Here is a 25,308-nt window from a genome sequence, read left to right as displayed (position 1 = left end):
GGTCACGGCTTGAGGAATCCGGCCCGGGACAGCACCCTCTGGCCCTCGGCGGATCGGACCAGGGCGATGAAGGCCTTCGCCGTCTCGGGGTGGGGAGCGTTCTTGAGCTGGGCGATCGGATAGTCGTTGACGGCCTCGGCCGACTCGGGGAAGTCCACGCCCGTCACCTTGTCGCCCGCCGCGCGCACATCGGTCCGGTAGACGACGGCCGCGTCGGCCTCCTTCAGCTCGACCTTGGTCAGGGCGCTCTTGACGTCCTGTTCGTAGGAGACGGGGGTGAGCTTCAGGCCTCCTGCGTCCAGGGCCTTCCGGGCGGCGGCGCCGCAGGGAACGGTCCGGTCGCACAGGACGACCTTCAGGCCGGGCTTGCTGAGGTCCTTGAGGGAGGAGATCTTGTCGGGGTTGCCCGGCAGGGTGGCGATCTCCAGCCGGTTGCGGACGAAGGTGGCCGGCGTGCCCGCCGCGTCCCCCTTGTCCGTCACGATCGCCATGGTCTTGGTGCTGGCGGCGGCGAAGACGTCGGCGGGGGCACCGCCGGTGATGCTGGCGGCGAGGGTGTCGCTGCCGCCGAAGTTGAACGTGACCTTGGTGCCCGGGTGCTGCTGCTCGAAGGTCTTGCCCAGGGACTCGAAGCTCTCCTCCAGCGAGGCGGCGGCGAAGACGGTGACCGTGCCGGAGAGCTTCGACGAGGAGGAGCCCTTGTCCGAACCCGTGGCGGAGGAGGAACAGGCGCTCAGCGTCAGCAGCGCGGCGGCGGACACACCGGCGACCTGAAGCATCCGGCAGGTCGGGTGCGCGGAACGGGTCATCTCGGGGCCACTCCCTCTGTGTGCGGGAGGAAGAGCCCGCGGGGCCCTTCCCGTACGCCGATCATAATGACGCATCCGCCAGGCAGAAGTCTCCTGTCGCATCGCATGAGCGAGGCCAACGGAGGTGATGAGTGTGTATGTGCGGACCCACGACCGATCAGGTGCGGTCGATGTGGACGTTCGTCGACTTCACCCGGGCCGTCGCCTCCATGCCGACCTCCAGGCCCAGTTCCTCCACGGCCTCGCGGGTGAGCAGGGAGACGAGCCGGTGCGGGCCGGCCTGGATCTCGACCTGGGCGGCGACGTCGCCGAGCTTGATCGCGGTGACGATGCCGGGGAAGGCGTTGCGCGCCGACGTGTACGGGGTGTCCTCCTCGGCGGTGCCGGATCGGGCGACTTCCACGGAGAACGCGGCCAGGTCCCGTCCGTCGACGAGTCGCCGCCCGGTCTCGTCGCGGTGGGTGGTGAGGCGGCCGGCGTCCGCCCAGCGCCGGGCGGTGTCGGGGCTCACGCCGAGCAGCCGTGCTGCCTGGCCGATCGTGTAGGACTGCATGCCGGTCACGATAGGGGTCGGGGGAGGGGAACGGCGGTTGCGGGGTTGCTTGTGGCGTATGACGCGATATAGCGTAAGAGGTCGAATCGGATGGTGTGATCGGGGTGGGGTCGATGGTGGCTGAGGTGGCGAGGATCGGTGGATCGCCCGAGGTGAGGGCCTCGCACGCGGACCGGGACCGGATCGTGGACGTGCTGCGCGTCGCCGCTGGGGACGGCCGGCTGACCATGGCGGAGCTCGACGAGCGGGTGGAGGCCGCGCTGTCCGCCCGTACGGTGGGCGAGCTGGCGGTGCTGACGGCGGATCTGCCCGAGGCCGTGACCCCGGGCGCCGTCGAGGCCGACGACGTCGTGCGGATCGAGCAGGAGGGGTCCTCGACCCGCCGGGGCGACGCCTGGGTGGTGCCGCGCCGGCTGGAGGTCCGTTCGGCGTGGGGCGAGGTGACGCTCGACTTCACCGACGCGGTGATCACGCAGGACACGCTGCACATCGACCTCGACGTGCGCGGGGGCGCCCTGAAGCTGCTGACGCGGCCGGGGGTCGTGGTGGACACCGACGCGCTGGTGACGAACTACTCCAAGATCAAGGCGCGCCCGGCTGCCGAAGCTCCCGTCGTGCTGCGCGTACGGATCACCGGTGAGATCAACTTCGGGCAGGTCGTGGTGCGTCCGCCCCGCAGGGGATTCGGCAGACGCAGAGCGACGGCCTGACTCAGCCCACGTGCACCCTCGGCCGCCGCTCCCGGTCCGGTTCCGCCTCGCGCAGGACCTCGCGGGTCACCGGGGCGACCTCGCCCTGGCCGAACAGGAAGAAGCGCAGGAAGTTGGCGAAGGGCCCGCCCTCGGTCCACTCGAAGTAGATGTGCGGGGTGCGCCCGGTCGTGTCGCGGACGTGCAGGAGCAGGGCGGCCAGGGCGTTGGGAATGGAGGAGGACTCCAGGGTGAGGACGCGGTAGCGGCCGTGGAGGACCTCGCCGCGTACGGTCAGGCCCGCCTCGAACTCGGACGGGTCGGTGACCGTCACCTCGACGAAGACGAAGTCCTCGTGCCCGGGCACGTCGTTGTCGTGCCGGATCTGCTCGATCTTGTCGCGGTACTCCGCGATGTCGCGCCGGTCGGGCTCGTTGGCGATGAACCGCAACCGGCGGCTGGCCATGTCGCGGACGAAGCGTTCCGCCAAGTCGTCCAGGGTGACGCTGGTGACGCGGAGTTCGAACGCCCGGGCCAGTCGTGACAGCAAGGAGACCAGGATGATGCCGGCGATGAAGCAGGCGCCGATCTTCACACCGTCCGGACGCTCGATGACGTTGGCGACGGTCGTGTAGAGGAACACTGCGGAGATGACCGCGAAGGCGATGGTCCAGTTCCGCTGCCGGGCCTTGCGGGCGGCGATGGTCACGGCGATCGCGGCGGAGCTGATGAGGACCAGCACACCGGTGGCGTAGGCGCCGCCCTGGGCGTTGACGTCGGCGTCGAAGATCCAGGTGACCAGGAAGGCGATCAGCGTGAAGACGATGACCATGGGGCGCACGGCACGGGCCCAGTGCGGGGCCATGCCGTAGCGGGGCAGGTACCGCGGCATCAGGTTGAGCAGGCCGGCCATCGCGGAGGCGCCGGCGAACCACAGGATGGCGATGGTCGAGACGTCGTAGACGGTGCCGAAGGTGTTGCCCAGGTAGTCGTGCGCCAGGTAGGCCAGCGCGCGGCCGTTCGCCTGGCCGCCCGCCTCGAACTCCTTCTCGGGGATGAGGAGTGTGGTGATGAAGCTGGTCGTGATCAGGAAGACGCTCATGATCAGCGCGGCCGTGGTGAGCAGCTTCTTGGTGTCGCGGATGCGGCCGGTCGGCCGTGCCTCGGTGTCGTCCGGGTCGCCCTTGACGTGCGGCATCACGGCGACGCCGGTCTCGAACCCGGACAGGCCGAGGGCCAGCTTCGGAAAGACGAGCAGGGCGACGCCGAGCATGACGAAGACGTTGCCGTGCTGGGTGGTGAGGGCGCTCGACCAGTCCGTGATCACGTGGCCCGCGGTGATGACGTGGTAGAGCCCGACGACTACCACCACCGCGTTCAGTGCGAGGTAGGCGCCCACCAGGGCGACCGCGACGCCGATCGCCTCCAGGAAGCCCTTGAGGAAGACCGCCCCGAGCAGCGCGACGAGGATGAGGGTGATCAGCATCTGCCGGTCGTGCAGGACGCCGGTCAGATGCGGGTTCTCCACGAGGTGGGTGGAGGCGTCGGCGGCCGACAGCGTGATGGTGATGAGGAAGTCGGTGGCCGCGAAGCCCAGCAGGGTCAGCACGAACAGCTTGCCCTGCCAGAAGGACAGGAGCCGCTCCAGCATCGCGATCGAGCCCTCGCCGTGGGGACTCTCCTCGGCCACACGCCGGTACACCGGCAGGGCGCCGGCCAGGGTGACGACGACCAGCACGATGGTCGCGACGGGGGAGAGCAGGCCGGCGGCGAGGGCGGCGATGCCCGGCTGGTAGCCGAGCGTGGAGAAGTAGTCGACGCCGGTCAGGCACATCACCCGCCACCAGGGCTGGCCCCGGTGCGGGGGCTCCGGTTCGGCGTGGGGCCCGGTGTGGCCGCCGCCCTTGCCCATGTCGGACAGGCCCTGCAGCATCCAGGCGCGCAGGCGACCGGGTGGGGCGGGCTCCGTGACGCCCGGTCCGGGGTGCTCAGTGGTGGCCATCGACGTGCTCCCGATGTGCGGCTCAGTGCGGTTTCCGGCCATCACTGGACGGCCAGATCAGCGTAAGCGGAGCGTGATGCCATGGCCGGTGGATGTGGGGGCTGTGTGCGTCAAGCTTCCGTTAAGACTGGCGTGCGGGGTGGCCCTGCGACTGAAAACGCCAGTTGGGGGCACGTACGGGGGCTCTGCCCGGTGGGGATGCGGTGCCGATCGTTCGGCTCGCGGGCGGGCACCCAGCGTGACCGTCGGATCCGTAAGGTTCGTCTCGCTGCTCGAATGTTTCGGCACCCTTCCGAGGTCCTCGTGTCGAGGAAAGATTCACCGTGTACAAGGGGTTGCCACTGTTTACCCCCTGTCTCTAGGGTGCGGCAGCAACGCATCTTTCTGAATCTCATTCGAAACTTTCGAGGAGCGCATGATGGGCGACCCGGCACTGTCCCGCCGCGGCTTCCTGGCGGCCTCCGCCGCCGCCGGTCTCGGAATGACGACACTGAGCGCATGCGGCGGGGACTCGGGCGGAGGGTCGTCGGGGACGACCACGATCGAGTGGTGGAACATCTCCACCACCGAGCCGGCCAAGACCGTCTGGGCCGCGCTCGCCCGGAAGTTCGAGGCGCAGAACCCCAAGGTCAAGATAAAGATCGTCCAGATGGAGAACGAGGCCTTCAAGTCGAAGATGACGGCCCTCACCTCCTCCGGGAAGCTCCCCGACATCTTCCACACCTGGGGCGGCGGCGTACTCAAGCAGCAGGTCGACGCCGGACTCGTCGAGGACCTCACGGACCGGACCAAGCCCTGGGGCGACGCCCTGCTCCCGGTCGCCAAGGAGCCGTACCTGATCGACGACAGGGTCTACGGCATCCCGTTCGACATCGGCATGATCGGCTTCTGGTACAACAAGGCGCTCTTCGCGAAGGCCGGCATCAGCGCGCCGCCGACCACCTGGAGCGGCTTCCTCGACGCCGTGCGCAAGCTGAAGTCCGCCGGTGTCACGCCCCTGGCGCTGGCCGGCAAGGAGAAGTGGCCCGGCATGTACTACTGGGCCTACCTGGCGATGCGCACCGCCGGTGCCGGGGCGCTGGAGAAGGCCTACGCCGACAAGGACTTCACCGGCGCCCCCTTCGTCGAGGCGGGCGAGCACCTCGAGGAACTCGTCGGCCTCCAGCCGTTCCAGAAGGGTTTCCTCGGCGCCGCCTACAGCAGCCCCACCGGCCAGGCCGCCGCCGTCGGCAACGGCAGGGCGGCCATGGAACTCATGGGCCAGTGGGCGCCCGTGGTACAGGCCGACGCGGGCAAGGGCCTCGGCAAGGACCTCGGGTTCTTCCCGTTCCCCGCGGTCGAGGGCGGCAAGGGCGCCATCACCGAGGTGTTCGGCGGCGGCGGCGGACACGCCCTGCGCCGGGGCGCCCCGCAGGAGGCCGTCGACTTCCTGAAGTTCTTCGCGTCCGAGGCCACCGACCTGGAACTGGTCAAGAAGACCGGCACCCTGCCCGTGGTCCCGGCGGCCGAGAGCGCCATAGTCGACCCCAACATCAAGGCCGTACAGGAGCAGCTGAAGAAGGCCACCGGCTTCCAGCTCTACCTCGACCAGGCGTACGCGCCCGCCGTCGGCCAGGAGGTCAACGACAGCGTCGCCGCGCTCATCTCCGGGTCGAAGTCGCCCGGGCAGGTCGCCCAGTCGATCACCAAGGTCACGAAGGAAGAGCAGTAGCCGGCGATGACCTCCACGTACCTGCCGGACAAACAGGCCGGCCACGACGCCGGCCCCCCGGCCCCGCCCGCCCGCCGGGACAGGGGCCGCGCCCGGCGGCGCCGACTGAACTGGCTGACCGCGACGGGCTTCCAGCTGCCCGCCCTGGTGCTGTTCATGGGGCTCGTCCTGCTGCCGATGCTGTTCGCGCTGTACGCCGCCTTCTTCCGCTGGGGCGGCTTCGGCATGCCCTCCGACTACGTCGGCGGCGAGAACTTCACCCGGCTCTTCCAGGACGAGGTCTTCCTCGGCGACCTGTGGCGCTGCCTGGTCCTGGTGGTGCTGTCGCTGGTCGTCCAGCTGCCGTTCGCGCTCGCCATGGCCGTCCTGCTCAACCAGCGGCTGCGCGGCCGGGCGGTGTACCGGATGCTGTTCTTCGCGCCGTACGTCCTGTCCGAGGCGATCACCGGAATCCTGTTCGGCATGATCTTCGCCCCGGACGACGGCTTCGCCGACCAGGTCCTCGGCAAGGTCGGCCTGGACGGGCTGGGCGGGGAGTGGTTCGCCGATCCGTCCACCGTCATGGCGACCCTGTTCCTGGTCATGACCTGGAAGTACTTCGGCTTCCACATGATGCTGTACCTGGCCGGGCTCCAGGCCGTCCCCCGGGAGCTGACCGAGGCGGCGCTCATCGACGGGGCCGGCCCCTGGCAGCGCTTCCGCAACGTGACGCTGCCGCTGCTGGCGCCCACCCTGCGCATCAGCGTGTTCCTGTCGGTCATCGGGGCGATCCAGCTCTTCGACCTGGTGTGGGTCACCACCGCCGGCGGTCCCGACCACCACTCCGAGACGATGGCCGTGACCATGTTCCAGTACGGCTTCAAGCGCTACCAGGTCGGCTACGCCAGCGCGATCAGCGTGGTCATGTTCGCCATCAGCCTCGTCTTCGCCCTCGCCTACCAGCGGTTCGTGCTCCGGCGCGACCTGGAAGGGGCCACCACGACCATGCGGGGTGACGGAAAGTGACAGCCAGTCAGAAGACGCGCAGGGGCAGGACCCTTCCGCTGCACCTCGTCCTGGTCGTCGTCGGCGCGGTCATGGCCGTGCCCCTGCTCTACGCCGCGCTGTCCGGCTTCAAGTCCACCGACGAGCTGTCCCGCAACCCGGTCGGTCTGCCCGAGTCGTGGGTGACCTCCAACTACACCGGGATCCTCGGCTCGGGCGACTTCTGGCGGCTGATCGGCAACAGCACGCTCATCGCGGTCGGCACGACCGTCCTGGTCGTCGCCGTCTCCGCGCTGTCGGCCTTCTCCTTCGCGCGGTTCGCCTTCCGCGGCAGGGAAGCGCTGTTCACGCTGTTCACGATGGGGCTGATGTTCCCGTTCGCCGTGGCGGCCCTGCCGCTGTTCCTGCTGCTGCGGTCCCTGGACCTGCTGGACAACCCGCTCGGCGTGATCCTCCCGCAGGCGGCCTTCGGACTGCCGATGACCATCATCATCCTGCGGGGCTTCTTCCGGCAGATCCCCGGCGAGCTGGAGGAGGCGGCCACCCTCGACGGGTGCAGCCCCTTCGGCTTCTTCTGGCGGGTGCTGCTGCCCATGGCGCGGCCCGCGCTCGGCACGGTCTCGGTGCTGGCCGTCGTCACCAGCTGGAACAACTTCTTCCTGCCGCTGCTGGTGTTCACCGACGCGCAGTGGTGGACGCTGCCGATCGGCGTCCAGCAGTTCCAGGGGCAGTACTCGGCGGAGTACGCCAAGGTCTTCGCCTATCTGGTGCTGGCCATGGTCCCCGCCCTCGCCTTCTACTCGGTCGCCGAGCGCCAGCTCGTCGGCGGCCTCACCGCGGGCGCCACGAAGGGCTGACCCGCCCGCGGACGTACGGCTCACCCACCCGTTGACCGTGAGGAGTCGCACCATGCGCACCACCGCTACCCGGCTCAGACTCGCCGGGGCGCTCGCCGCCGCGCTGATGCTCGGAGGCATCGCCACCGGCCCGTCGGCACAGGCGGAAGAACGGCACGGCAAGGAACGGACCCTCGCCGAACTCGCCCAGCGGCACGGCCGCTACTTCGGCAGCGCGACCGACAACCCCGAGCTCGTCGACGAGCCGTACAAGGCGCTGCTCGGCCGCGAGTTCGACCAGATCACCCCCGGCAACGGCATGAAGTGGTACGCGACCGAGCCCCAGCAGGGCGTGTTCGACTTCTCCCAGGGCGACGAGATCGTGGACCTCGCCCGTGCCAACCGGCAGAAGGTGCGCGGCCACACGCTCGTCTGGCACAGCCAGCTGCCCGGCTGGCTCACGGAGCGGGAGTGGACGGCCCCCGAGCTGCGGGCCGTGCTGAAGAAGCACATCCAGACGGAGGTACGGCACTACCGGGGCAAGGTCTTCGCCTGGGACGTCGTCAACGAGGCGTTCAACGAGGACGGCACGTACCGCGAGACGATCTTCTACAAGACGCTCGGGCCCGGGTACATCGCCGACGCGCTGCGCTGGGCCCACCAGGCCGATCCGCGCGTCAAGCTGTACCTCAACGACTACAACATCGAGGCGATCGGCCCGAAGAGCGACGCGTACTACCAGCTGGCCAAGGAGCTGAAGGCCGACCGCGTCCCGCTGCACGGCATCGGTCTCCAGGCCCATCTGGCGCTCCAGTACGGCTATCCCACCACGCTGGAGGACAACCTCCGCCGCTTCTCCCGGCTCGGCCTCGACACCGCGCTCACCGAGGTCGACATCCGGATGCAGCTGCCCGCGACCGAGGAGAAGCTGGCCCAGCAGGCCGAGTGGTACGGCGACCTGACCGAGGCGTGCCTGGCGGTCCGCCGGTGCGTGGGCATCACCCTGTGGGACTACACCGACAAGTACTCCTGGATCCCCGCGTTCTTCCCGGGCGAGGGCGCGGCCCTGCCGTGGGACGAGGAACTGCGGCGGAAGCCGGCGTACTTCGCGCTGCGTGAGGCGCTCGGGGGGAGGTAGCGGGGCTGGTGGCGCCCTGCCGTCGGGGGGCGGCGGGGCGCCGTCGCAGGGCTGCCGACCGTGCGGGTGCGGGGCGGTGCCGGTCTTGGCCTGGCTGTGGTGTGTGGGCCGTTCAGGTGCGTGTCGCCGGGGGTGCCGTGCTGGCCCGGATCACCAGGTCGGTGCCCAACTCCACCCGTGGCGAGTCCGGCTGCTCGTCGCGGGTGAGGCGCAGGACCGTGCGGACGGCCAGTTTGCCCATGTCGGCCAGGGGCTGGCGGACCGTCGTCAGCGGCGGAGCCGACCAGCGGACTTCCGGGAGGTCGTCGAAACCCACCACGCTCATGTCCTGCGGCACCCGAAGCCCGCGCCGGCGCAGTGCCTCGATCGCGCCGAGGGCCATCTGGTCGCTGGCCGCGAACACGGCGGTCGGCGGCTCGGGCAGGTCGAGCAGGGTGTTGCAGGCGGCGAAGCCGGACTCGGGGCGGAAGTCGCCGGGGACGACGAGGGAGGCGTCCATCGCGATGCCGGCCCCCTCCAGCGCGGCGCGGTAGCCGTCCAGCCTCGCCCGGGAGCAGAGGAGACGCGGCGGGCCCGCGATGAGGCCGATCCGACGGTGGCCCAGCGACAGCAGGTGCGCGGTGGCCGCCATGCCGCCCGACCAGTTGGCGGCGCCGATCGTGGGCGCGTCCAGGGCGGGGGAGCCCGCCGGGTCGACGACCACCAGTGGCACACCGAGGAACCGCAGCTCCTCGTGCAGCATCGGCTCCAACGCCGACGTGACCAGGATGACGCCGTCCGAGGCCCGGGCCCGGAGGTTGCGCATCCACTCGCGGGCGTCGCCCGACCGCCCGTGGATGGCCGACACCACCGTGCCGACGCCGGCCGCGTGCGCGACCTCCTCCACCCCGCGGATGATCTCCACGGCCCAGGGGCTGTCCAGGTTGTTGAAGACCAGGTCGAGCAGGGCGGCCCGGGTGCCGGGGGCCGCGGGGCGCCTGCGGTAGCCGTGCCGGCGCAGCAGGTCCTCGACGCGGGCCCGGGTCTGCGGCGACACGTCCGACCGGCCGTTGACGACGCGGGACACGGTCGGGACGGACACGCCGGCCTGCCGGGCGATCTCCGTGATCGTGACCCTGCCCTCCGCGTCGGCCTCACGTGCTGCCACTTGCCCCACCTCCGCCGACGGGTGACCGCGAAACTTCCAGGAGTCTTCCGGAAAACGGGCATCCGTGGGAAGGCGTACGAGCCGGGAACGCGGCGTCGCGGGGAATGACAGGGAACGACGGCCATGACGGGGAGGGGCAGGGACAACTGCGAATGACGGGGAATGACGGCGAGTGACGGGAGTGACGGTCCCCGGACGCGCGTCGGGGCCGGTGCGCAGGAGGTCCTGCGGCCGGCCCCTCATGTCTGTCTGCGGACGGAGCGGCACCCCGCCCGCGGCCCTCAGGCTGCCGTCATCACCTGGCTGCCGGCCAGCGGGCGGTGCGGGGCGATGATCCGGCCGTCGGGCAGGAGCTCACCGGTGTCCTCGAAGAGCACCACGCCGTTGCACAGCAGGCTCCACCCCTGCTCCGGGTGGTGCGCCACGAGGCGGGCGGATTCCCGGTCGGCGGAGTCGGCGGAAGGGCACGGTGTCTGGTGCTGGCACATGGGTGGGATCTTTCGGTTTGTCGTGACGGATGAGGTGACTGAGTCTGCTGTCGTGTTCGTTCCGCGGCTGGAAGTCTCGTTCATGGCCGCCCCCCGTGAAAAGTCGTCGGAACCCAGTGTTGCCCCACGGGCGTCAATCCGCAGGGATTTCGCAGCACCGCTACTCACTGGTTCAGGACGCGTCACCCGCCCGGACGGTTCATCCCAACTGGACTGTCACTTCGGGTGGTTCTCGGTGGCCGGATGGGGCTAGTCAGATCGGGGAGGCCGCCTCTCCGGGCTCGTACGAGCTATTAGGTGCTCTTACGAGCGAGAGAGAAGAAAAGCGCCCCCGCCGCCGGCGAATTTCCGGCGGCGGGGTGCGGGGAAACGACCGGGTGCGAGGGAACTTCGCGGCGCTCGGGTCAGGCGGGTGAGCCGAGCAGGCGCGTGGGAGTCGCCCGGTGGGTCAGCACGGGGAGGAGTTCGGCGACGCGGTGCGGGCGGTGGGCCGCGATGCCGGGAGGCGCGGGGGCCAGCGGCACGAGCAGGTCGGTGGCGGCGGGGTGGCCGACGGCACCGTCCGCGGTGCAGTCCTCGTGCAGCCAGAGCGTCAGCATGTACAGGCCGGGCACCGACAGCAGGCGGGGCTGGTAGGGCTGGGCCATCGTCTCGGCCTGGCGCAGGGCGCGCTCGGTCGAGGTGATGTACGGGCCCTCGAAGAAGTGGGAGAAGGCCCAGCCGTCGGCCGTCAGCATGGTCTCCGCCGCGGCCAGGGCGCGGTCGCCGCAGCGGATCAGGAAGCGCCACCCGGCCAGCCGCGTGACCGGCACGCCCTCGGCCGTGACCGCGTCGAGGACGTGGACGGGCAGGGGCAGCTCGGGCGTGGCGGGCCCCTGGGCGCCGAGCAGGGCGGGAGTTCGGGCTTCGCGGACCGCGGTGGGAGAGGAGAGGGCAGTCAGGACGGAACGGAGTGCGGGCGCGGGAGCCGGGGGGACATGCAGCGGCATGGTGGGTCGCCTCTCATTCAAAGGCACGGTGGCGCGAGGGCGGGGGCGGACGGCGCTGTCTGCTCACGGGAGGTCAGAGAGGCAGGGGCCGGGGTCTTGAACGAGAGGGGGTGGGGTCCGCCGTGCATCGCCTCGACGGCATGACCCATCGACCGTGGGCGCCAACCTTCTGCCTTGTTCGCGGAGTTTATACGACACGGGTTCAGACTGTGTTTCGTCTAGCCGTTTCCGGTGAGTAGAACAAGGGTACATTCGGTCGGCGGTACGCGAGAATTATCCCGATTCCATGCGGGGGTGTACGGCGATGACCTCGGCGAATGTCCGCGACCCGGTCGGCCCATTCTCGTCGGCGTTTTTCACGAGTCCGCACACGAGTCCGCACCACCCGAAACCGGTGCCCCGCTTCATGCCGAGTGAATGTGCCACCGGTCACACGTGACCAGCGTAGCGGCCGGCGGCCCCGACCGGGACGTTATCGATCGCTTTCGCTGGGCATCCTCCACCTGACCGGGACCCCGGCAACCGGGTCTTCGGCCCGCACCATCCGAGGAGGGACGCATCGATGGGGGAGAAGGTCGTGGCAGGCCGGTTCGACCTGTCCGATCGCCAGCGCTACCGCGACAAGCTCCGCCGGTGCCTGACGGGCTTGGAGCGGCTCCTGGCGGAGAAGCGGTTCGATCGCCCGAAGAACCTCATGGGGCTGGAGATCGAATTGAATCTCGCGGGCTCCGACGGCCTGCCGAAAATGTTGAATGGGCAAGTCCTGGAACGCATCGCGAGCCGAGACTTCCAAACAGAACTCGCCATGTTCAACCTGGAAGTCAACATTCCCCCACATCGTCTCGGCGGCCGCGTATTCGATCGGCTCGCGGAGGAACTCCGCACGTCACTGGCATATGCCGACCGAAAAGCCGGTGAAGTCGACGCGGGAATCGTGATGATCGGTATTCTGCCGACGCTCGACCGGGACGACCTGGTGTCGTCGAACCTCTCCGACGTCGACCGGTACACCCTCCTCAACGACCAGATCGTGGCGGCCCGCGGTGAGGAGTTCACGCTCGACATCGCCGGCGTGGAGCACCTCTCCTGCACGTCGAAGTCCATCGCCCCGGAGGCCGCCTGCACCTCCGTGCAGCTGCACCTCCAGGTCACCCCGGCCCGGTTCGCCGACGTGTGGAACGCGGCCCAGGCGGTCGCCGCCGCGCAGATCGCCGTCGGCGCCAACTCGCCCTTCCTGTTCGGCCGCGAGCTGTGGCGCGAGTCGCGGCCCCCGCTCTTCCAGCAGTCCACCGACACCCGCCCGCCCGAACTCCAGGCCCAGGGCGTCCGGCCGCGCACCTGGTTCGGGGAGCGCTGGGTGACCTCGGCGTACGACCTCTTCGAGGAGAACCTGCGCTACTACCCGGCGCTGCTGCCGATCTGCGACGACGAGGACCCGCTCGAGGTGCTCGACCGGGGCGGCACCCCGACGCTCGCCGAGCTCGTCCTGCACAACGGCACGATCTACCGCTGGAACCGTCCCGTCTACGGCATCGCCGACGGCGTCCCGCACCTGCGCGTGGAGAACCGCGTCCTGCCCGCCGGGCCCACCGTCACCGACGTCATCGCCAACGCGGCGTTCTACTACGGCGTCGTCCGCGCCCTCGCCGAGGAGGCCAGGCCGGTCTGGACCCGGCTGCCGTTCGAGGCGGCGGCCGCCAACTTCGACGCCGCGTGCAAGGACGGCATCGACGCCCGCTTCACCTGGCCCCGGCGCGGCCGGTACGGCGGCACCGTCGAGGTCGACGCGGTGAGCCTGGTCCGCGACGAGCTGCTTCCGCTCGCCGAGGCCGGACTGGACGCCTGGGGCGTCGAACCCGCCGACCGCGACCTGTACCTGGGCGTGATCGAGGAACGCTGCAGGCGCCGGGTGAACGGGGCGAGCTGGCAGGCCGCGACCTTCCACAAGGCCCTGGACACGGGCCTCACCAGGGAGGACGCACTGGCCGCCACGACCCGGCGCTACCGCGAGCTGATGCACAAGGGGGACCCGGTGCACAGCTGGCCGGTGGGGCTGCCGGAGCCGGCTTCGCTGGGCTGAGGCGCGGTGGGAGTGCGGGGCCCGTGTCACTGAGCCGAGGCGTGGTCGGGCTGCCGGATCGTGTCGCTGTGCACTGACGTGCGGTCGGAGTGCCGGGCCGGCGTCGCTGGGTTGAGGCGCGGTGGGAGTACCGGGCCGGTGTCGTGGGCTGACGTGCGGTCCGAGTGCCGGGCCGGTGTCGCCGGACGTGGGAGTGCCGGGCCGGTTTCGCTGTGCCTGACGCGCCTGTGGGGTGGCCCGCCGCTGCCGCCATACTGATCCGACACGTCGGTGAAGTGGAGGCAGGTGTGCAGGCGGAGGCGAGCCCGGTGGGCGATTCCATTCCCCAGCAGGGGCTCTCACGGCGGATGCTCCGCGACGAGACGCTGCTCGTCCTCGCGCTGTCGCTGGGGGCGAGCGGGGTGTCCGCGCTGATCAGCTTCATCGGGTCGGTCACCAAGCCGGGCGGGCTCAAGGACCAGGCGGCCACGATGAACGCCTCGGCCGCGCCCGGCCGCCCCTGGCTCGACCTCGCCTGGCAGCTCTTCGGGATCACCACGGCGCTCGTGCCCGTCCTGCTCGTCGCGCACTTCCTGCTGCGCGAGGGCGCGAGCCTGCGCACCCTCGGCTTCGACCGCACCCGCCCCTGGCCCGACCTCGGCCGGGGAGCGGCGATCGCGGCGGTCATCGGCAGCACGGGCATCGCCTTCTACCTGGCGGCGCGCGGCCTCGGCTTCAACCTCACCGTGGTGCCCGAGGCGCTGCCGGCAGTGTGGTGGAAGTACCCGGTGCTGATCCTCTCGGCGATCCAGAACGCCGTACTGGAGGAAGTGATCGTCGTCGGCTACCTGCTGCGCCGACTGGATCGGCTGGGCTGGACGCCGACGGCCGCGCTGCTGGGCAGCTCCGTGCTGCGTGGCTCGTACCACCTCTACCAGGGCATCGGCGGCTTCATCGGCAACATGGTCATGGGCGTCGTCTTCGTCTACCTCTACCGCCGCTGGGGCCGCGTCGGCCCGCTCGTCGTGGCCCACTCGCTGCTCGACATCGGGGCGTTCGTGGGCTACGCGCTGCTGGCGGGCAAGGTGGGGTGGCTGCCGACGGCGTGACGAGACGCGGGAGGGGCGTACAGCGGTGTCGTACGCCCCTCCTCCCGTCTCAGGCGAGCAGCTCGCCCTCGATGACGGTGACCGCCCTGCCGATCAGCAGGGTGCGCTCGCCGCGCAGCTCCGTGCGGACGCGGCCGGAGCGGGGGGAGGCCTGGAGGCCGGTGAGGCCTGTGCGGCCCAGGCGCTCGGACCAGAACGGGGCGAGGGCGGTGTGGGCGCTGCCGGTCACGGGGTCCTCGTCGATGCCGACGTTCGGGAAGAAGCAGCGCGAGACGAAGTCGTAGCCCCCGACCGGGTCCTCCGCGCGGGCGGTGGCGATGACGCCGCGCTCGGAGTGGGCGGCGAGGGCCTTCAGGTCGGGGCCGAGGGAGCGCACCGTCTTCTCGTCGGCGACCTCGACCAGCAGGTCGCCGACGTTCGGGCCGGTGTCGAGGACCGTCAGCGGCTCGGCGCCCAGGGCCTCGGCGAGACCGGCGGGCGGGTCGATCCGGGTGAGCGGGGCCGTCGGGAAGTCCAGCGTGACGGAGCCGTCCGCGCCGGGCGTCGCGACCAGGACGCCGCTGCGGGTGGCGAACCGCACCGGGCCCTCATGGACGCCGGTGGTGTGCAGGACGTGGGCGGTGGCCAGGGTCGCGTGGCCGCACATCGCGACCTCGGCGGCCGGGGTGAACCAGCGCAGGGCCCAGTCGGCCTCGCCGCCCTCGGGGAGCGGGTGGGCGAAGGCCGTCTCGGCGTGGTTGACCTCCAGGGCGACGTTCTGCAGCCAGGTGTCGTCCGGGAAGGCGTCCGCGCCGTTCAGGAGCAGGACACCGGCCGGGTTGCCGGAGAAGGGGCGATCGGTGAAGGCGTCGACGATTCGGATCCGCATGCCCCGACGCTAGGGGCTCCGCCAAGCCGCGGACCAAGGCCAATTCACGAGTGCTGGCCCGGTTCCGCCGGGATCAGCCTTGTCCCGACGTCGTGAGGGCGAGGCCGATCGCGGAGGCGACGTCGTCGGCGACATGGGTGGGGCGGTAGGAGTCCTCGGTCCAGGCACGTCCGTCCGCCACCCACACGCTCCGGAGCCCGAGCGCGCCGGCGCCCGCGATGTCGGCGTGGGGAGAATCGCCGATGACCCACGCGCCCGGAAGGGGGAGACCGGCGGCGTCGGCCGCCGCCCGGAAGATCTCCGGGGCCGGCTTCTTGTGGCCGACGGCTTGGGAGACGACCCAGCCCTGGACGAGTCGGTCGAGCCCGGTGGTACGGATCTTCGCCTCCTGCTGGGTGACGCGGCCGTTGGTGACGATGACGCACGTCCAGCCGTCCGCCCGGGCCGCGCCCAGTGCCTCGCGGGTGGAGGGCGCCAGGACGACGTGCTCGGCGGCGCCGCGGTCGAGAAAGGCACGGATGGCCGCGGCGGGCACCCTGTCGCCGTACCGGCCGGTCAGGGCCTCGGCGACTTCGTGCCGCGGGGTGTAGCCGCTCGCGTCGATGGCCATCACCGGTGCCAGGTCGGAGGCGGGCAGGCCGTGCTCGGCGAGGAAGGCGGCGACGGCGGTGCGGAAGGCCGCGTCGCGGTCGACGAGGGTGTTGTCGAGGTCGAGCAGCAGCAACGGCATGACCGGCAGTACACCACGTGACCTGTCCGCGCAGGTGGTCGCCTGTCGGTCGCCCAGACGGCCAGGGCGCAGGCCGCGAATCCGGCCCCGAGGAGACTGGAGCCCGCCCAGCCGCAGGCGGTGAAGGTGGCGGTGGTCGCGGCTGCGCCGAGGGCGGAGCCGAGTGAGTAGAAGACCATGTAGCCGCCGATGACGCTGCTGACGCGATCCGGATGCGCGGCCGTGAGCAGGTGCTGGTTGCTCACATGGACGGCCTGGACCGCGAAGTCGAGAACCACGATTCCGGCGATGAGGAGCCACAGTGACCACGGCAACCGCGCGATCGCCGCCCACGAGACGATGAGCAGGATGAGGGCGAGACCGGTGACCGGGGCCGCCCGTCCCGCGTCCGCCCACCGTCCCGCGCGTGCCGCGCCGAGCGCGCCGGCGAGTCCGGCGATGCCGAACAGTCCGATCTGGCTCTCGCTCAGCTGCCACGGCGTGTCCGCCAGGGGCAGGGAGAGTCCACTCCACAGGGTTCCGAACGATGCGAACAAGAAGAACGCGATGAGCCCGCGCGTCAGGAAGAGGCGCTGCCCGAACAGTCCGCCGAGCGAGACGACGAGCTGCCCGTACCGCGCGGTCGGGCCGGGGCGCTCCTCCGACGGCAGTGCGACGAGGACGAGGGCTGCGAGCCCCAGTGACAGCACCGCGAGTACGGCATAGACGCTGCGCCAGCCCCAGACCTCGGCGAGGGTGCCGGTGACGACCCGGGCGCCCAGGATGCCGACCACGACGCCCGAGGTGACGACACCGATGTTCCGTCCGCGTTCGGCAGCCGGCGAGACCGAGGCGGCGTAGGCCACCGTCGTCTGGACCACGACCGCGAACGCTCCCGCCGTCGCGAGCCCCGCGAAAGCCACCCATGCGGCTGATGCCGAGCCTGTCAGGGTCATGCCCGCCGCCGTGATCGTCAGATGCACGGCGATGAGTCGGCGCCTGTCGACCACATCACCGAGCGGCACCAGCAGCAATAGCCCTGCGAGATAGCCGAACTGGCCGGTCGCGACGATCCACCCCGTGCGTTCCGCCGGCAGACCGAGATCGCGTCCCATCGGCTCGAGCACCGGCTGCGCGGCATAGATGCTCGCCACAGCGACACCACACACCACCGCGAGCAGTAATCGCCGCCATGCGTTCATCGGACCCCCTCCAATCAGTAGCAGATTGCAACCAATTTTGACCGTACGGCATGATGGTTTCAATCCGCAACTCATTGGGAGGCGTCATGTCGCGCACGGCCATGCGCACACCGGACCTCGACTGGACCGACCCCGACTGCCCCGTCGCCCGGGCGCTCGACCTCGTCGGCGACAGGTGGAGCCTTCTCGTCGTCCGCGACGCGATGGACGGGGCGCGATCGTTCACCGAGTTCCAGCGACGGACGGGCATCGCCCGCAATATCCTCACCGACCGCCTCCGCAAGCTCACCGCTCACGGGCTCCTCGCGCGGCGCACCGCACCATCGGGCCGCCGCCAGGAATACGTGCTCACCGATGCCGGCCGCGCCCTCTTCCCCGTCATCCTCACCCTGCGGCAGTGGGGGGAACGGCACGCCTTCGCCCCCGGCGAGGCCCACTCCGTCCTTGTCGACCAGCACGGCACCCCTGTGCCGGAAGTCGTACCGACCGGCTCCGACGGCACCCCCCTCGACGCCGACACCACCCAGGTGCGGAAGGTCCGGTAGGGGGCGGGCTCTCGGCCGGACGGGTCGGGTCTTGTCATGCGAACTGTTCCGATATATCGTTGAGGCATCGCGACAGATCAACGATGGAATGGAGAGTGGTTGCGATGCGTACCCATGGTTTTGAGCACGGGCATGGCCATGGCGGACCGCGTCACGGTCGGGGCGGTTTCGAGGGACTGCGCGCGGCCTTCGGTCCCTTCGGCCCGGGTGGCCCCGGCTGGGGCGGGCCCGGTGGTCCGGGCTTCGGCCCTGGCCCCTGGGGTGGTCGAGGGCGCGGCGGACCGAGGGGGAGGGCGCGGCGCGGTGACGTACGGGCCTCGATCCTGGCCCTGCTGAAGGACCGGCCGATGCACGGCTACGAGATGATCCAGGAGATCGCCGAGCGCAGCGGCGGGGCGTGGAAGCCCAGCCCCGGCTCGGTGTACCCCACCCTCCAGTTGCTGGAGGACGAGGGGCTGATCGCGAGTGAGTCCGAGGGCGGCAAGAAGCTGTTCTCACTCACCGAGGCGGGCCGTGCCGCGGCCGACGACGGGCCCGAGGCGCCCTGGGAGGAGGCCTCCCGCGGAGTCGACTGGGAGGCCCTCGGCGAGATCCGCCAGGCCGGCTTCGGTCTGATGGAGGCCTTCGGCCAGGTCTGGAAGACCGGCAGCAAGGAGCAGCGGGAGAAGGCGCTCGGCGTCATCAACGAAGCGCGCAAGAAGCTGTACCTGATCCTTGCCGACGAGGACTGAACCTCACGGCGGAGGCGCCCCCGGAGTGGTCCGGGGGCGCTTCGGTGTTTCCGGGTGCCGGGTGGGGCAGGTCTCAGGCCCCATGTCTGAGGCCTCATGTCTCAGGCCTCGGACATGAGGCTTCCCGTAGTGGGTCTCAAGTCACCAGCCCGTCCAGCCTGCGCAGCGACTCGTTGAGGGCCGCCGTGGCCGAGTCCTTGAGCTTTCCCGTCATCAGGGACACCGTCGCGCCCGTGAACGTGCCGTCGATCCGGACCCTCGTCGCGTCGCCGTCGGGCGTGAGCGTGTAGCGCGTCGCCACGGTCACGGCCATCGGGCCCTTGCCGCGGATGGCGAGGACCCGGGCCGGTTCCAGCTCCTCGACGGTCCACTCCACCTCCGCCGGGAAGTTCATCAGCCGCATGTTCTCCTGGAAGGTCGCGCCCACTTCGAGGGGTTCGGGGCCGCCCGACGGGAAACCGGTGTGGGTCGTGTTCCACTCGCCGTACGCGGACCAGTCCGTGAGCCGGGCCCACACCTTCTCGGCCGGCGCCCCGATGCGTGACTCCGCGCTGACTTCGGCCATGCGACCACCTCTCCGAGCCGTGCTGGATGTCGCGGAACGTAGCCGGGGCGGCTGCAATGTTCAATACTGACGAACTGTCAGAACTGGTGCGTCCTCCGTATGAAACAGCCTGATGTCCTCCGCAAGGAGGAGATTCCGGTCGGCGGTGTCCACTTCCCGTGGGAGCCGAGAATGCTTCGCTCCGGGGATGACCCGGCCCGGCGAGGCTGATGGGGTAGGGGATGTGCAACCCCGTATCCCCCGGCAGTCGGCCCACGAGCACGGCGTCCACCGCGCAGAGCACGATGCCAGGTTCAGTGACGAACTGGCCTCGATGATCGCCGGTGCCCGCCGCCGGGCGGTCCGGGACGGGGACCGGCAGATCGACACGGCCCATCTGCTCCACTCGCTGCTGGAGTCCGACCCCGAGGCACGCGCCGCCTTCGGGGACGGACCCCGGATCGCCCGGCTGCTCGGCTACCTGGTCCAGCGCAGCATCGGCTACGGCCTGCGCTGGCAGAGCGGCGTCGAGGACTCCGGCGCCGTCCCCGTGGTCACCGAGGCCGCGGGTTTCTCGCCGCTGGCCGCGGCCTCGATGGAGTACGCCTGCGCACGCGCCGTGCGGCACGGCGGACCGGCCCGCGGCACCGATCTGCTCGCGGCGATCGTCGTGGACCCGCAGGCGCGCGCGGTCGAGGTGCTCGAACGCGCCGGGATCGACGCGCACGAGGTGCTCGCCCGGCTCGAGAGCCGGTCCGGCCGGCCTCAGGAGTGCGTCGGCGGCGGCGAAACCGCTCCATGACGGGGCCCGCGCGTCCCGTCCAGGCAGTGAGACAGGTGCCAAGGAGGGTGACGCTCCTGTCAGGGCCTGTCATCATGTGCCGGTGCGTACGTCTGACAGCAGTCCGAGCAGGCGCGGCAAGGGCGTGGGGCTCGGCCTCGCGATCCTGTCCGCGGTCGCCTTCGGCGGCTCCGGGGTGGCCGCCAAACCACTGATCGAGGCCGGCCTGGACCCGCTGCACGTGGTGTGGCTGCGGGTGGCCGGGGCGGCCGTGGTGATGCTGCCGCTCGCCGTCCGCCACCGCGCGCTGCTGCGCCGCCGCCCCGGACTGCTCGCCGGCTTCGGCCTGCTGGCCGTCGCCGGTGTCCAGGCCTGCTACTTCGCCGCGCTCTCCCGTATCCCGGTCGGCGTGGCCCTGCTCATCGAGTACCTGGCACCCGCCCTCGTGCTCGGCTGGGTGCGGTTCGTGCAGCGGCGGCCCGTGACCCGCGCGGCGGCCGTCGGCGTCGTCCTCGCCGTCGGCGGACTCGCGTGTGTCGTCGAGGTGTGGTCGGGCCTCGGCTTCGACGCCCTGGGCCTGCTGCTCGCGCTCGGCGCGGCCTGCTGCCAGGTCGGCTACTTCGTCCTCTCCGACCAGGGCAGCGACGCCGGCCAGGAGGCGCCCGACCCGCTCGGCGTCATCGCCTACGGCCTGCTCGTCGGCGCGGCCGTGCTGACCGTCGTCGCCCGGCCCTGGAACATGGACTGGTCGGTGCTCACGGGCACCGCGCACCTGGACGGCACACCCGTCGCCGCCGTCGTCCTGCTGGGGTGGATCGTCCTCGTCGCCACGGTCGTCGCGTACATCACCGGCGTGCTCGCCGTGCGCCGGCTCTCCCCGCAGGTCGCCGGGGTGGTGGCCTGCCTCGAAGCGGTCATCGCCACCGTCCTGGCCTGGGTGCTGCTCGGCGAGCACCTGTCGGCGCCGCAGATCGCCGGGGGCGTGATCGTGCTGCTGGGCGCGTTCATCGCGCAGTCCTCGACGCCCGCGAAGGGCTCGGACCGGCCGGTGGCCGGCGGCGGCCCGGAAAGGGAATTGTCGACCCCCGGGACGACCGCATAGGGTGCCGATCATGCCTTCGAACACGCTCGTTCTTCCGCCTCCGGCCGCCTGAGGCGGGCCCTCCGGAAACCGCGCCCGGCGCTTTCGCCGCCGGGCCGAACGGTGCTGCCCGCAGACGAAGTCCGTGGACCCCGCCGATCCCGACTGATCCGGGGCCCTTCCCGAACTTCCGCGCACCCGCGAACGCCCCTCGGGCGCGGTTCGCCGTGCGCGTCTGCGGAGAGAACACGTGTCGAACACTGCCTCCGGCCTGCCCCTCGGGCGAGGCCTCCTCTATCTGATCGTCGCCGGTGCCGCCTGGGGCACCGCGGGCGCGGCGGCCTCCCTGGTCTACCGGGCCAGTGACATGGGGCCGATCGCCCTCTCCTTCTGGCGCTGCGCCGCCGGCCTGGTCCTGCTGCTCGCCGTGCGCCTGCTCCGGCCACGCGCCGGCAGTCCCGTCCGCGAGCCGCTGCGCCGCAGGGCGCTGCGGGCCGGCGTCACCGGGATCGGCCTCGCCGTCTTCCAGACGGCCTACTTCGCGGCCGTCTCCGCCACCGGACTCGCCGTGGCCACCGTCGTCACGCTGGGCGCCGGGCCCGTGCTCATCGCGCTCGGCGCGCGACTGACGCTGGCCGAACGCCTGGGCCGGGGCGGCGTGGCCGCGGTCGTGGGCGCCCTCGCCGGCCTCGCGGTCCTCGTCCTCGGCGGCGGGGGAACGACGGTACGCCCCGGGGGCGTGCTGCTGGCGCTGCTGTCCGCGGCCGGGTACAGCGTGATGACGCTGCTCACCCGGCGCTGGGGGCGCGACGGTACGGCCGACGCCTCCCGCACGACCGTCGAGGCGTTCGCCGTCACGAGCCTGTGCCTGCTGCCGCTCGCGCTGGCGGAGGGGCTGGTGCCGCACACCGTCGAGCCCGTGCGGCTGCTGGTCCTGCTGGCGTACGTCGCCGCCGTGCCCACGGCCCTCGCCTACGGCCTCTACTTCGCGGGCGCGGCCGTCGTACGGTCCGCCACCGTCTCGGTGATCATGCTGCTGGAACCGGTGAGTGCGGCGGTGCTGGCCGTTGTGCTGCTCGGCGAGCGGCTGACGGTGGCGACGGTCGCCGGAACCTTGTTGTTGCTGGGATCGGTGGCGGGACTCGCCGTAGGGGAGGCGCGGACGCCCGGCGGGCGGGTGGTGCTCGTCCGGCGGCGTCCGCAGGCCGTCACCGGCTGGTCGCGCAGTTCCCCGCGCCCCTAGGGGCTACCTCCGGGGCAGGTAGCCCCTATGGCCTAGCTGCCCCGGAGGTAGTCGGGAAGTGCCGTGTCCTCGGCCAGGGCGGGGTCGGGGATCGGGGTGCCGTAGGTCTTCCGGACCGGGACGACTCCTGCCCAGTGGGGGAGGGCGAGGTCCTCGGGCTCGTCGTTCACGCCGCCGGTGCGGAGCTTGGCGGAGACCTCGTCCAGGTCCAGGCGGATCACGGCCGTGGCGGCCAGCTCCTTCTTGTTGGCCGGCCGGGAGTCGGCGGCGCGGCCCGGTACGACGTGGTCGACCAGCGCGTCCAGGGCCCGCCGCTTCTCCTCGGGGTCCGTGACGTCACGGGCGACCCCGTGCACCACCACCGAGCGGTAGTTGATCGAGTGGTGGAAGGCCGACCGGGCCAGGACCAGACCGTCGACGTGCGTGACGGTCAGGCAGACCGGCAGGCCCGGGTCGGCCTGGCCGGCCGCCCGCAGCGGGCGCGAGCCCGTCGAGCCGTGCACGTAGAGCCGCTCGCCGACCCGGGCGTACAGCGTGGGCAGCACCACCGGCGCGCCGTCGCGGACGAAGCCGAGGTGGCAGACGTAGGCCTCGTCGAGTATCGCGTGCACCAGCTCCCTGTCGTACGAGGCCCGGCCCGGCGAGCGCGTGGGGACGGTGCGGTCGGTCGGTGTGTAGGCGGCGGGCTGCGACGGCGTCCGCGTGCTCCCCTGCATGGCGATCTCCATTGCACTAGTGCATAATCTGCTTTGTGCTAGGAGAGTATCCGATCAGTGGGCGCCGTGCTGCGGACATTTCCGCGAGCGTCGAGCGGGCGGTGGGTGCCGGTGAGCTGCGCCCGGGTCAGCTGCTGCCGCCCATGCGGGAGTTGGCGGAGCGGCTGGGAGTGAACCCGAACACGGTCGCGGCCGCGTACCGGACCCTGCGCGAGCGCGGGGTCATCGAGACCGCGGGCCGGCGCGGCAGCCGGGTACGGCCGGCGCCGGCCACGACCGGGCGGGACCACATCCGGGTGGACGTCCCCGAGGGCGTGCGGGACGTGGCGACCGGCAATCCGGACCCGGCGCTGCTGCCGCCGCTCGCGGGCGCGTTCGCGGCGGCCGCCGCCGAGGGCGACCGGGCGCCCGTGATGTACGGGGACACCCCCGTGGAGCCGGAACTGGCCCGGACCGCCCGCGCCGGCCTCGACGCCGACGGGGTGCCGGACGGGCCGCTCGCCGTGGTCTCCGGGGCGCTCGACGGCGTCGAGCGGGTGCTGGCGGCCCATCTCAAGCCCGGCGACACCGTCGCCGTGGAGGACCCCGGCTGGGGTTCCACCCTGGACCTCGTGGCCGCGCTCGGACTGCGGACCGCCCCCGTCGGCGTCGACGACGAGGGCCCGTCCGCCGAGGACGTGCGCCGGGCGCTGGGGGCCGGGGCGCGTGCCCTGATCGTGACCGACCGGGCGCAGAACCCCACCGGCGCCGCGGTGAGCGCCGCCCGCGCGCGTGCCCTGCGGTCCGTGCTCCGGGAGCACCCGGAGACCCTGCTGATCGAGGACGACCACGGCCACGGCATCGTCGACGTGCCGCTCCACCCGCTGGCCGGGGCGACCCGGCACTGGGCCTTCGTCCGGTCGGCCGCCAAGGCCTACGGGCCCGATCTGCGCCTCGCCCTGCTCACGGGCGACGCGATCACCGTCGACCGGGTCCGCGGCCGGCAGCGGCTCGGGCCCGGCTGGGTGAGCCTGCTGACGCAGCGGGCCCTAGTGCGGCTGTGGGCCGACGGCGCGGTCGACACGGCCGAGGTGGCGGCGGCGTACGGGCGGCGCCGGGGCGCGCTGATCGCCGCGCTCGGCCGGCGCGGTGTGGCGGCGTACGGGCGCAGCGGCATGAACGTCTGGGTGCCCGTGCCGGACGAGACCGGTGCCGTCGCCCGGCTGCTGCACGCCGGGTGGGCCGTCGCCCCCGGCGCCCGCTTCCGCGTGAGCGCGCCGCCCGGCATCCGCGTCACCGTCTCGACGCTCACCGAGGGCGAGACCGAGGCGCTGGCCGAGGCGATCGCCTCGGCCCTCGGCCCGGCCCCGGCGCGGAGTTACGGCTGAGGCGTCCGCCGGGGCTTCGGCCGCGCCTGCGTGAGCGCCGCCCCCGTCAGCACGATCGCCGCGCCGACCGGTGTCGACCAGGTGAGCGACTCGCCGAGGAGTGCGACGCCCGCGGCCGTGGCGATGACGGGGATGAAGTACGTGACCATCTGCGCGGTCGTCGGGCCGACTTCGGCGACCAGGCCGTACTGGAGCAGCACGGCGAGGCCCGTGCCCAGGGCGCCCAGGGCGGCGATCGCCAGCAGCGGCACGACGGACACGCGGGTGGGCAGCGTCGTGAACAGCGGGGTGACGACGGCCAGTTGGACCGTGGCGAGCAGCAGTTGCGCGCCGGTCATCGACAGGTGCGAACGGCCGGTGCCGGCCAGAGTGCGGCGGACGTAGATCCAGCCGATCGGGTAGCTGAGGGAGGCGAGCAGGGCCAGTGCCGTGCCCGTGGCGTCCAGGCCGTGGAAGCCCTGCCAGGCGCCCAGCACCGTGAGCACTCCGAGGAAGCCCAGTCCGAGCCCGGCGACCCGCACCCGGGTCGGACGGTCCTCCGACAGGGCGACCAGGGACAGCGCCATGCCCCACAGCGGCGAGGTCGCGTTGCAGATGCCCGCCAGCGTGGACGGGATGGTCAGCTCGGCGTAGGCGAACAGCGAGAACGGCAGGGCGTTGAGCAGGAACGCGGCGACCGTCAGATGGGCCCAGGTGCGCGCCCCGCGCGGCAGTCGCTCACGGCGCACCGCCATCGCGGCGGCCAGCACGGCGGTGCCGAACACCAGGCGGCCGAGGGTGACTTGGAAGGGCGCGTAGCCCTCGGTGCCCACCTTGATGAGCAGGAAGCTGAAGCCCCAGATCAGCGAGAGGGCGGCGAACCGGAGCCGCCAGTCGAGGCGGGGCCGGGGGCGGTCGGGCGAGGCGGCGGTGATCCACCTGGAGGCGGTGGTGGCGGTGCTCATGGACGTCACGATGCTGGAGGGGAACCTCGTAGCACAATCGAGATTTCGCGCTCGGTATTGCGT

The 25,308-nt window shown here is 71.5% G+C and carries 25 protein-coding genes; 13 read left to right on the top strand and 12 right to left on the bottom strand.

Going from position 1 to position 25,308, the window contains the following annotated elements; genetic code table 11:
• Positions 1-2 precede the first annotated feature (2 nt).
• Positions 3-809 carry a molybdate ABC transporter substrate-binding protein gene (gene modA / locus C1703_RS05455; protein WP_114250821.1) on the bottom strand — a complete coding sequence of 269 codons (807 nt, stop codon included), beginning with the start codon at positions 807-809 and terminating at the stop codon, positions 3-5.
• Positions 810-966: 157 nt separating this feature from the next.
• Positions 967-1,362 (bottom strand): helix-turn-helix transcriptional regulator, encoded by a 396-nt coding sequence (locus tag C1703_RS05450; protein ID WP_114250820.1) that lies wholly within the window; start codon positions 1,360-1,362, stop codon positions 967-969.
• A 113-nt stretch (positions 1,363-1,475) separates the two neighbouring features.
• Here C1703_RS05450 and C1703_RS05445 point away from each other — a divergent pair, with 113 nt between their 5' ends.
• Positions 1,476-2,072 (top strand): DUF1707 domain-containing protein, encoded by a 597-nt coding sequence (locus C1703_RS05445; protein WP_114250819.1) that lies wholly within the window; start codon positions 1,476-1,478, stop codon positions 2,070-2,072.
• Position 2,073: 1 nt separating this feature from the next.
• Here the strand turns inward: C1703_RS05445 and C1703_RS05440 are convergent, their stop codons facing one another.
• The gene (locus C1703_RS05440) at positions 2,074-4,053 is read right to left on the bottom strand and encodes an APC family permease (RefSeq protein WP_114250818.1); all 1,980 of its coding nucleotides are present in this window, start codon (positions 4,051-4,053) and stop codon (positions 2,074-2,076) included.
• Between the two features lie 418 nt (positions 4,054-4,471).
• On the opposite strand from C1703_RS05440, the gene C1703_RS05435 reads away from it, so the two are divergent.
• The 4 genes from C1703_RS05435 to C1703_RS05420 are packed head-to-tail and all read left to right on the top strand — an operon-like array spanning position 4,472 to position 8,722.
• Positions 4,472-5,764, top strand: coding sequence for an extracellular solute-binding protein (locus C1703_RS05435; RefSeq protein ID WP_114250817.1), 1,293 nt, complete (start codon positions 4,472-4,474; stop codon positions 5,762-5,764).
• A 6-nt stretch (positions 5,765-5,770) separates the two neighbouring features.
• Positions 5,771-6,769 carry a sugar ABC transporter permease gene (locus tag C1703_RS05430; protein WP_114250816.1) on the top strand — a complete coding sequence of 333 codons (999 nt, stop codon included), beginning with the start codon at positions 5,771-5,773 and terminating at the stop codon, positions 6,767-6,769.
• Positions 6,766-7,605 (top strand): carbohydrate ABC transporter permease, encoded by an 840-nt coding sequence (locus C1703_RS05425; RefSeq protein WP_114250815.1) that lies wholly within the window; start codon positions 6,766-6,768, stop codon positions 7,603-7,605. The genes C1703_RS05430 and C1703_RS05425 overlap by 4 nt, the downstream gene beginning before the upstream one ends.
• Before the next feature lie 52 nt (positions 7,606-7,657).
• Positions 7,658-8,722 carry an endo-1,4-beta-xylanase gene (locus tag C1703_RS05420; protein ID WP_114250814.1) on the top strand — a complete coding sequence of 355 codons (1,065 nt, stop codon included), beginning with the start codon at positions 7,658-7,660 and terminating at the stop codon, positions 8,720-8,722.
• Positions 8,723-8,834: 112 nt separating this feature from the next.
• On the opposite strand, the gene C1703_RS05415 is transcribed toward C1703_RS05420, so the two are convergent.
• The 3 genes from C1703_RS05415 to C1703_RS05405 form a co-directional block, all read right to left on the bottom strand.
• Complete coding sequence (locus C1703_RS05415) at positions 8,835-9,869, bottom strand: LacI family DNA-binding transcriptional regulator (RefSeq protein ID WP_198678095.1); 1,035 nt, start codon at positions 9,867-9,869, stop codon at positions 8,835-8,837.
• Between the two features lie 281 nt (positions 9,870-10,150).
• Complete coding sequence (locus C1703_RS05410; RefSeq protein ID WP_114250812.1) at positions 10,151-10,357, bottom strand: DUF5999 family protein; 207 nt, start codon at positions 10,355-10,357, stop codon at positions 10,151-10,153.
• Between the two features lie 404 nt (positions 10,358-10,761).
• A complete protein-coding gene (locus C1703_RS05405; RefSeq protein WP_037768402.1) occupies positions 10,762-11,346 on the bottom strand; it encodes a hypothetical protein in 585 nt (194 codons plus the stop codon).
• A gap of 562 nt (positions 11,347-11,908) precedes the next feature.
• On the opposite strand from C1703_RS05405, the gene C1703_RS05400 reads away from it, so the two are divergent.
• Together C1703_RS05400 and C1703_RS05395 are read left to right on the top strand one after the other, a co-directional pair.
• Positions 11,909-13,426 (top strand): glutamate-cysteine ligase family protein, encoded by a 1,518-nt coding sequence (locus C1703_RS05400; protein ID WP_114250811.1) that lies wholly within the window; start codon positions 11,909-11,911, stop codon positions 13,424-13,426.
• A 287-nt stretch (positions 13,427-13,713) separates the two neighbouring features.
• Positions 13,714-14,514, top strand: a complete 801-nt coding sequence (locus C1703_RS05395) for a type II CAAX endopeptidase family protein (protein WP_114250810.1) — start codon at positions 13,714-13,716, stop codon at positions 14,512-14,514.
• Positions 14,515-14,563: 49 nt separating this feature from the next.
• Here the strand turns inward: C1703_RS05395 and C1703_RS05390 are convergent, their stop codons facing one another.
• The 3 genes from C1703_RS05390 to C1703_RS05380 all read right to left on the bottom strand — a co-directional run bounded on the left by C1703_RS05390 (position 14,564) and on the right by C1703_RS05380 (position 17,293).
• Entirely contained in the window at positions 14,564-15,382 is an 819-nt protein-coding gene (locus C1703_RS05390; protein ID WP_114250809.1) for a PhzF family phenazine biosynthesis protein, read from the bottom strand.
• Positions 15,383-15,455: 73 nt separating this feature from the next.
• Positions 15,456-16,106, bottom strand: a complete 651-nt coding sequence (locus tag C1703_RS39575) for an HAD family hydrolase (protein WP_232840734.1) — start codon at positions 16,104-16,106, stop codon at positions 15,456-15,458.
• Entirely contained in the window at positions 15,992-17,293 is a 1,302-nt protein-coding gene (locus C1703_RS05380; protein WP_157993082.1) for an MFS transporter, read from the bottom strand. Before C1703_RS05380 ends, C1703_RS39575 begins: the two co-directional genes overlap by 115 nt.
• 86 nt (positions 17,294-17,379) lie before the next feature.
• Here C1703_RS05380 and C1703_RS05375 point away from each other — a divergent pair, with 86 nt between their 5' ends.
• Together C1703_RS05375 and C1703_RS05370 are read left to right on the top strand one after the other, a co-directional pair.
• The gene (locus C1703_RS05375; protein WP_114250807.1) at positions 17,380-17,838 is read left to right on the top strand and encodes a helix-turn-helix domain-containing protein; all 459 of its coding nucleotides are present in this window, start codon (positions 17,380-17,382) and stop codon (positions 17,836-17,838) included.
• Between the two features lie 104 nt (positions 17,839-17,942).
• Positions 17,943-18,569 (top strand): PadR family transcriptional regulator, encoded by a 627-nt coding sequence (locus C1703_RS05370; RefSeq protein WP_114250806.1) that lies wholly within the window; start codon positions 17,943-17,945, stop codon positions 18,567-18,569.
• Between the two features lie 136 nt (positions 18,570-18,705).
• Here the strand turns inward: C1703_RS05370 and C1703_RS05365 are convergent, their stop codons facing one another.
• Positions 18,706-19,134, bottom strand: coding sequence for an SRPBCC family protein (locus C1703_RS05365; RefSeq protein ID WP_114250805.1), 429 nt, complete (start codon positions 19,132-19,134; stop codon positions 18,706-18,708).
• 223 nt (positions 19,135-19,357) lie between these two features.
• Between C1703_RS05365 and C1703_RS05360 the strand changes: the two genes are divergently transcribed.
• From C1703_RS05360 to C1703_RS05350, 3 genes are all read left to right on the top strand, one after another.
• Positions 19,358-19,915, top strand: coding sequence for a Clp protease N-terminal domain-containing protein (locus C1703_RS05360; protein ID WP_114250804.1), 558 nt, complete (start codon positions 19,358-19,360; stop codon positions 19,913-19,915).
• 76 nt (positions 19,916-19,991) lie between these two features.
• On the top strand, positions 19,992-20,996 hold the full coding sequence (locus C1703_RS05355; RefSeq protein WP_114250803.1) for an EamA family transporter: 1,005 nt from the start codon (positions 19,992-19,994) through the stop codon (positions 20,994-20,996).
• A gap of 229 nt (positions 20,997-21,225) precedes the next feature.
• Positions 21,226-22,218 carry an EamA family transporter gene (locus tag C1703_RS05350; RefSeq protein WP_232840414.1) on the top strand — a complete coding sequence of 331 codons (993 nt, stop codon included), beginning with the start codon at positions 21,226-21,228 and terminating at the stop codon, positions 22,216-22,218.
• A 32-nt stretch (positions 22,219-22,250) separates the two neighbouring features.
• Here the strand turns inward: C1703_RS05350 and C1703_RS05345 are convergent, their stop codons facing one another.
• Positions 22,251-22,934, bottom strand: a complete 684-nt coding sequence (locus tag C1703_RS05345) for a pyridoxamine 5'-phosphate oxidase family protein (protein WP_114250802.1) — start codon at positions 22,932-22,934, stop codon at positions 22,251-22,253.
• 35 nt (positions 22,935-22,969) lie between these two features.
• Between C1703_RS05345 and C1703_RS05340 the strand changes: the two genes are divergently transcribed.
• Positions 22,970-24,301, top strand: coding sequence for an aminotransferase class I/II-fold pyridoxal phosphate-dependent enzyme (locus C1703_RS05340; protein WP_114250801.1), 1,332 nt, complete (start codon positions 22,970-22,972; stop codon positions 24,299-24,301).
• Here C1703_RS05340 and C1703_RS05335 read toward each other — a convergent pair.
• Entirely contained in the window at positions 24,292-25,245 is a 954-nt protein-coding gene (locus C1703_RS05335) for a DMT family transporter (RefSeq protein ID WP_114250800.1), read from the bottom strand. The genes C1703_RS05340 and C1703_RS05335 overlap by 10 nt on opposite strands.
• Positions 25,246-25,308: the final 63 nt, after the last annotated feature.

This window comes from Streptomyces sp. Go-475, from assembly GCF_003330845.1.
Lineage (GTDB): Bacteria > Actinomycetota > Actinomycetes > Streptomycetales > Streptomycetaceae > Streptomyces.
The sequence above is the reverse complement of the archived record's forward strand: the minus strand, read 5'-3'. Positions and strand labels throughout refer to the sequence as shown.

Excerpts from the sequence above, each read along its gene's own strand:
- C1703_RS05420 (WP_114250814.1), top strand. The coding sequence starts at position 7,658 with ATGCGCACCACCGCTACCCGGCTCAGACTCGCCGGGGCGCTCGCCGCC.
- C1703_RS05410 (WP_114250812.1), bottom strand. The coding sequence starts at position 10,357 with ATGTGCCAGCACCAGACACCGTGCCCTTCCGCCGACTCCGCCGACCGG.
- modA (WP_114250821.1), bottom strand. The coding sequence starts at position 809 with ATGACCCGTTCCGCGCACCCGACCTGCCGGATGCTTCAGGTCGCCGGT.
- C1703_RS05450 (WP_114250820.1), bottom strand. The coding sequence starts at position 1,362 with ATGCAGTCCTACACGATCGGCCAGGCAGCACGGCTGCTCGGCGTGAGC.
- C1703_RS05405 (WP_037768402.1), bottom strand. The coding sequence starts at position 11,346 with ATGCCGCTGCATGTCCCCCCGGCTCCCGCGCCCGCACTCCGTTCCGTC.
- C1703_RS05430 (WP_114250816.1), top strand. The coding sequence starts at position 5,771 with ATGACCTCCACGTACCTGCCGGACAAACAGGCCGGCCACGACGCCGGC.
- C1703_RS05370 (WP_114250806.1), top strand. The coding sequence starts at position 17,943 with ATGCGTACCCATGGTTTTGAGCACGGGCATGGCCATGGCGGACCGCGT.
- C1703_RS05380 (WP_157993082.1), bottom strand. The coding sequence starts at position 17,293 with ATGAACGCATGGCGGCGATTACTGCTCGCGGTGGTGTGTGGTGTCGCT.
- C1703_RS05345 (WP_114250802.1), bottom strand. The coding sequence starts at position 22,934 with ATGCAGGGGAGCACGCGGACGCCGTCGCAGCCCGCCGCCTACACACCG.
- C1703_RS05375 (WP_114250807.1), top strand. The coding sequence starts at position 17,380 with ATGTCGCGCACGGCCATGCGCACACCGGACCTCGACTGGACCGACCCC.
- C1703_RS05335 (WP_114250800.1), bottom strand. The coding sequence starts at position 25,245 with ATGAGCACCGCCACCACCGCCTCCAGGTGGATCACCGCCGCCTCGCCC.
- C1703_RS05440 (WP_114250818.1), bottom strand. The coding sequence starts at position 4,053 with ATGGCCACCACTGAGCACCCCGGACCGGGCGTCACGGAGCCCGCCCCA.
- C1703_RS05400 (WP_114250811.1), top strand. The coding sequence starts at position 11,909 with ATGGGGGAGAAGGTCGTGGCAGGCCGGTTCGACCTGTCCGATCGCCAG.
- C1703_RS05365 (WP_114250805.1), bottom strand. The coding sequence starts at position 19,134 with ATGGCCGAAGTCAGCGCGGAGTCACGCATCGGGGCGCCGGCCGAGAAG.
- C1703_RS05445 (WP_114250819.1), top strand. The coding sequence starts at position 1,476 with ATGGTGGCTGAGGTGGCGAGGATCGGTGGATCGCCCGAGGTGAGGGCC.
- C1703_RS05390 (WP_114250809.1), bottom strand. The coding sequence starts at position 15,382 with ATGCGGATCCGAATCGTCGACGCCTTCACCGATCGCCCCTTCTCCGGC.
- C1703_RS05435 (WP_114250817.1), top strand. The coding sequence starts at position 4,472 with ATGGGCGACCCGGCACTGTCCCGCCGCGGCTTCCTGGCGGCCTCCGCC.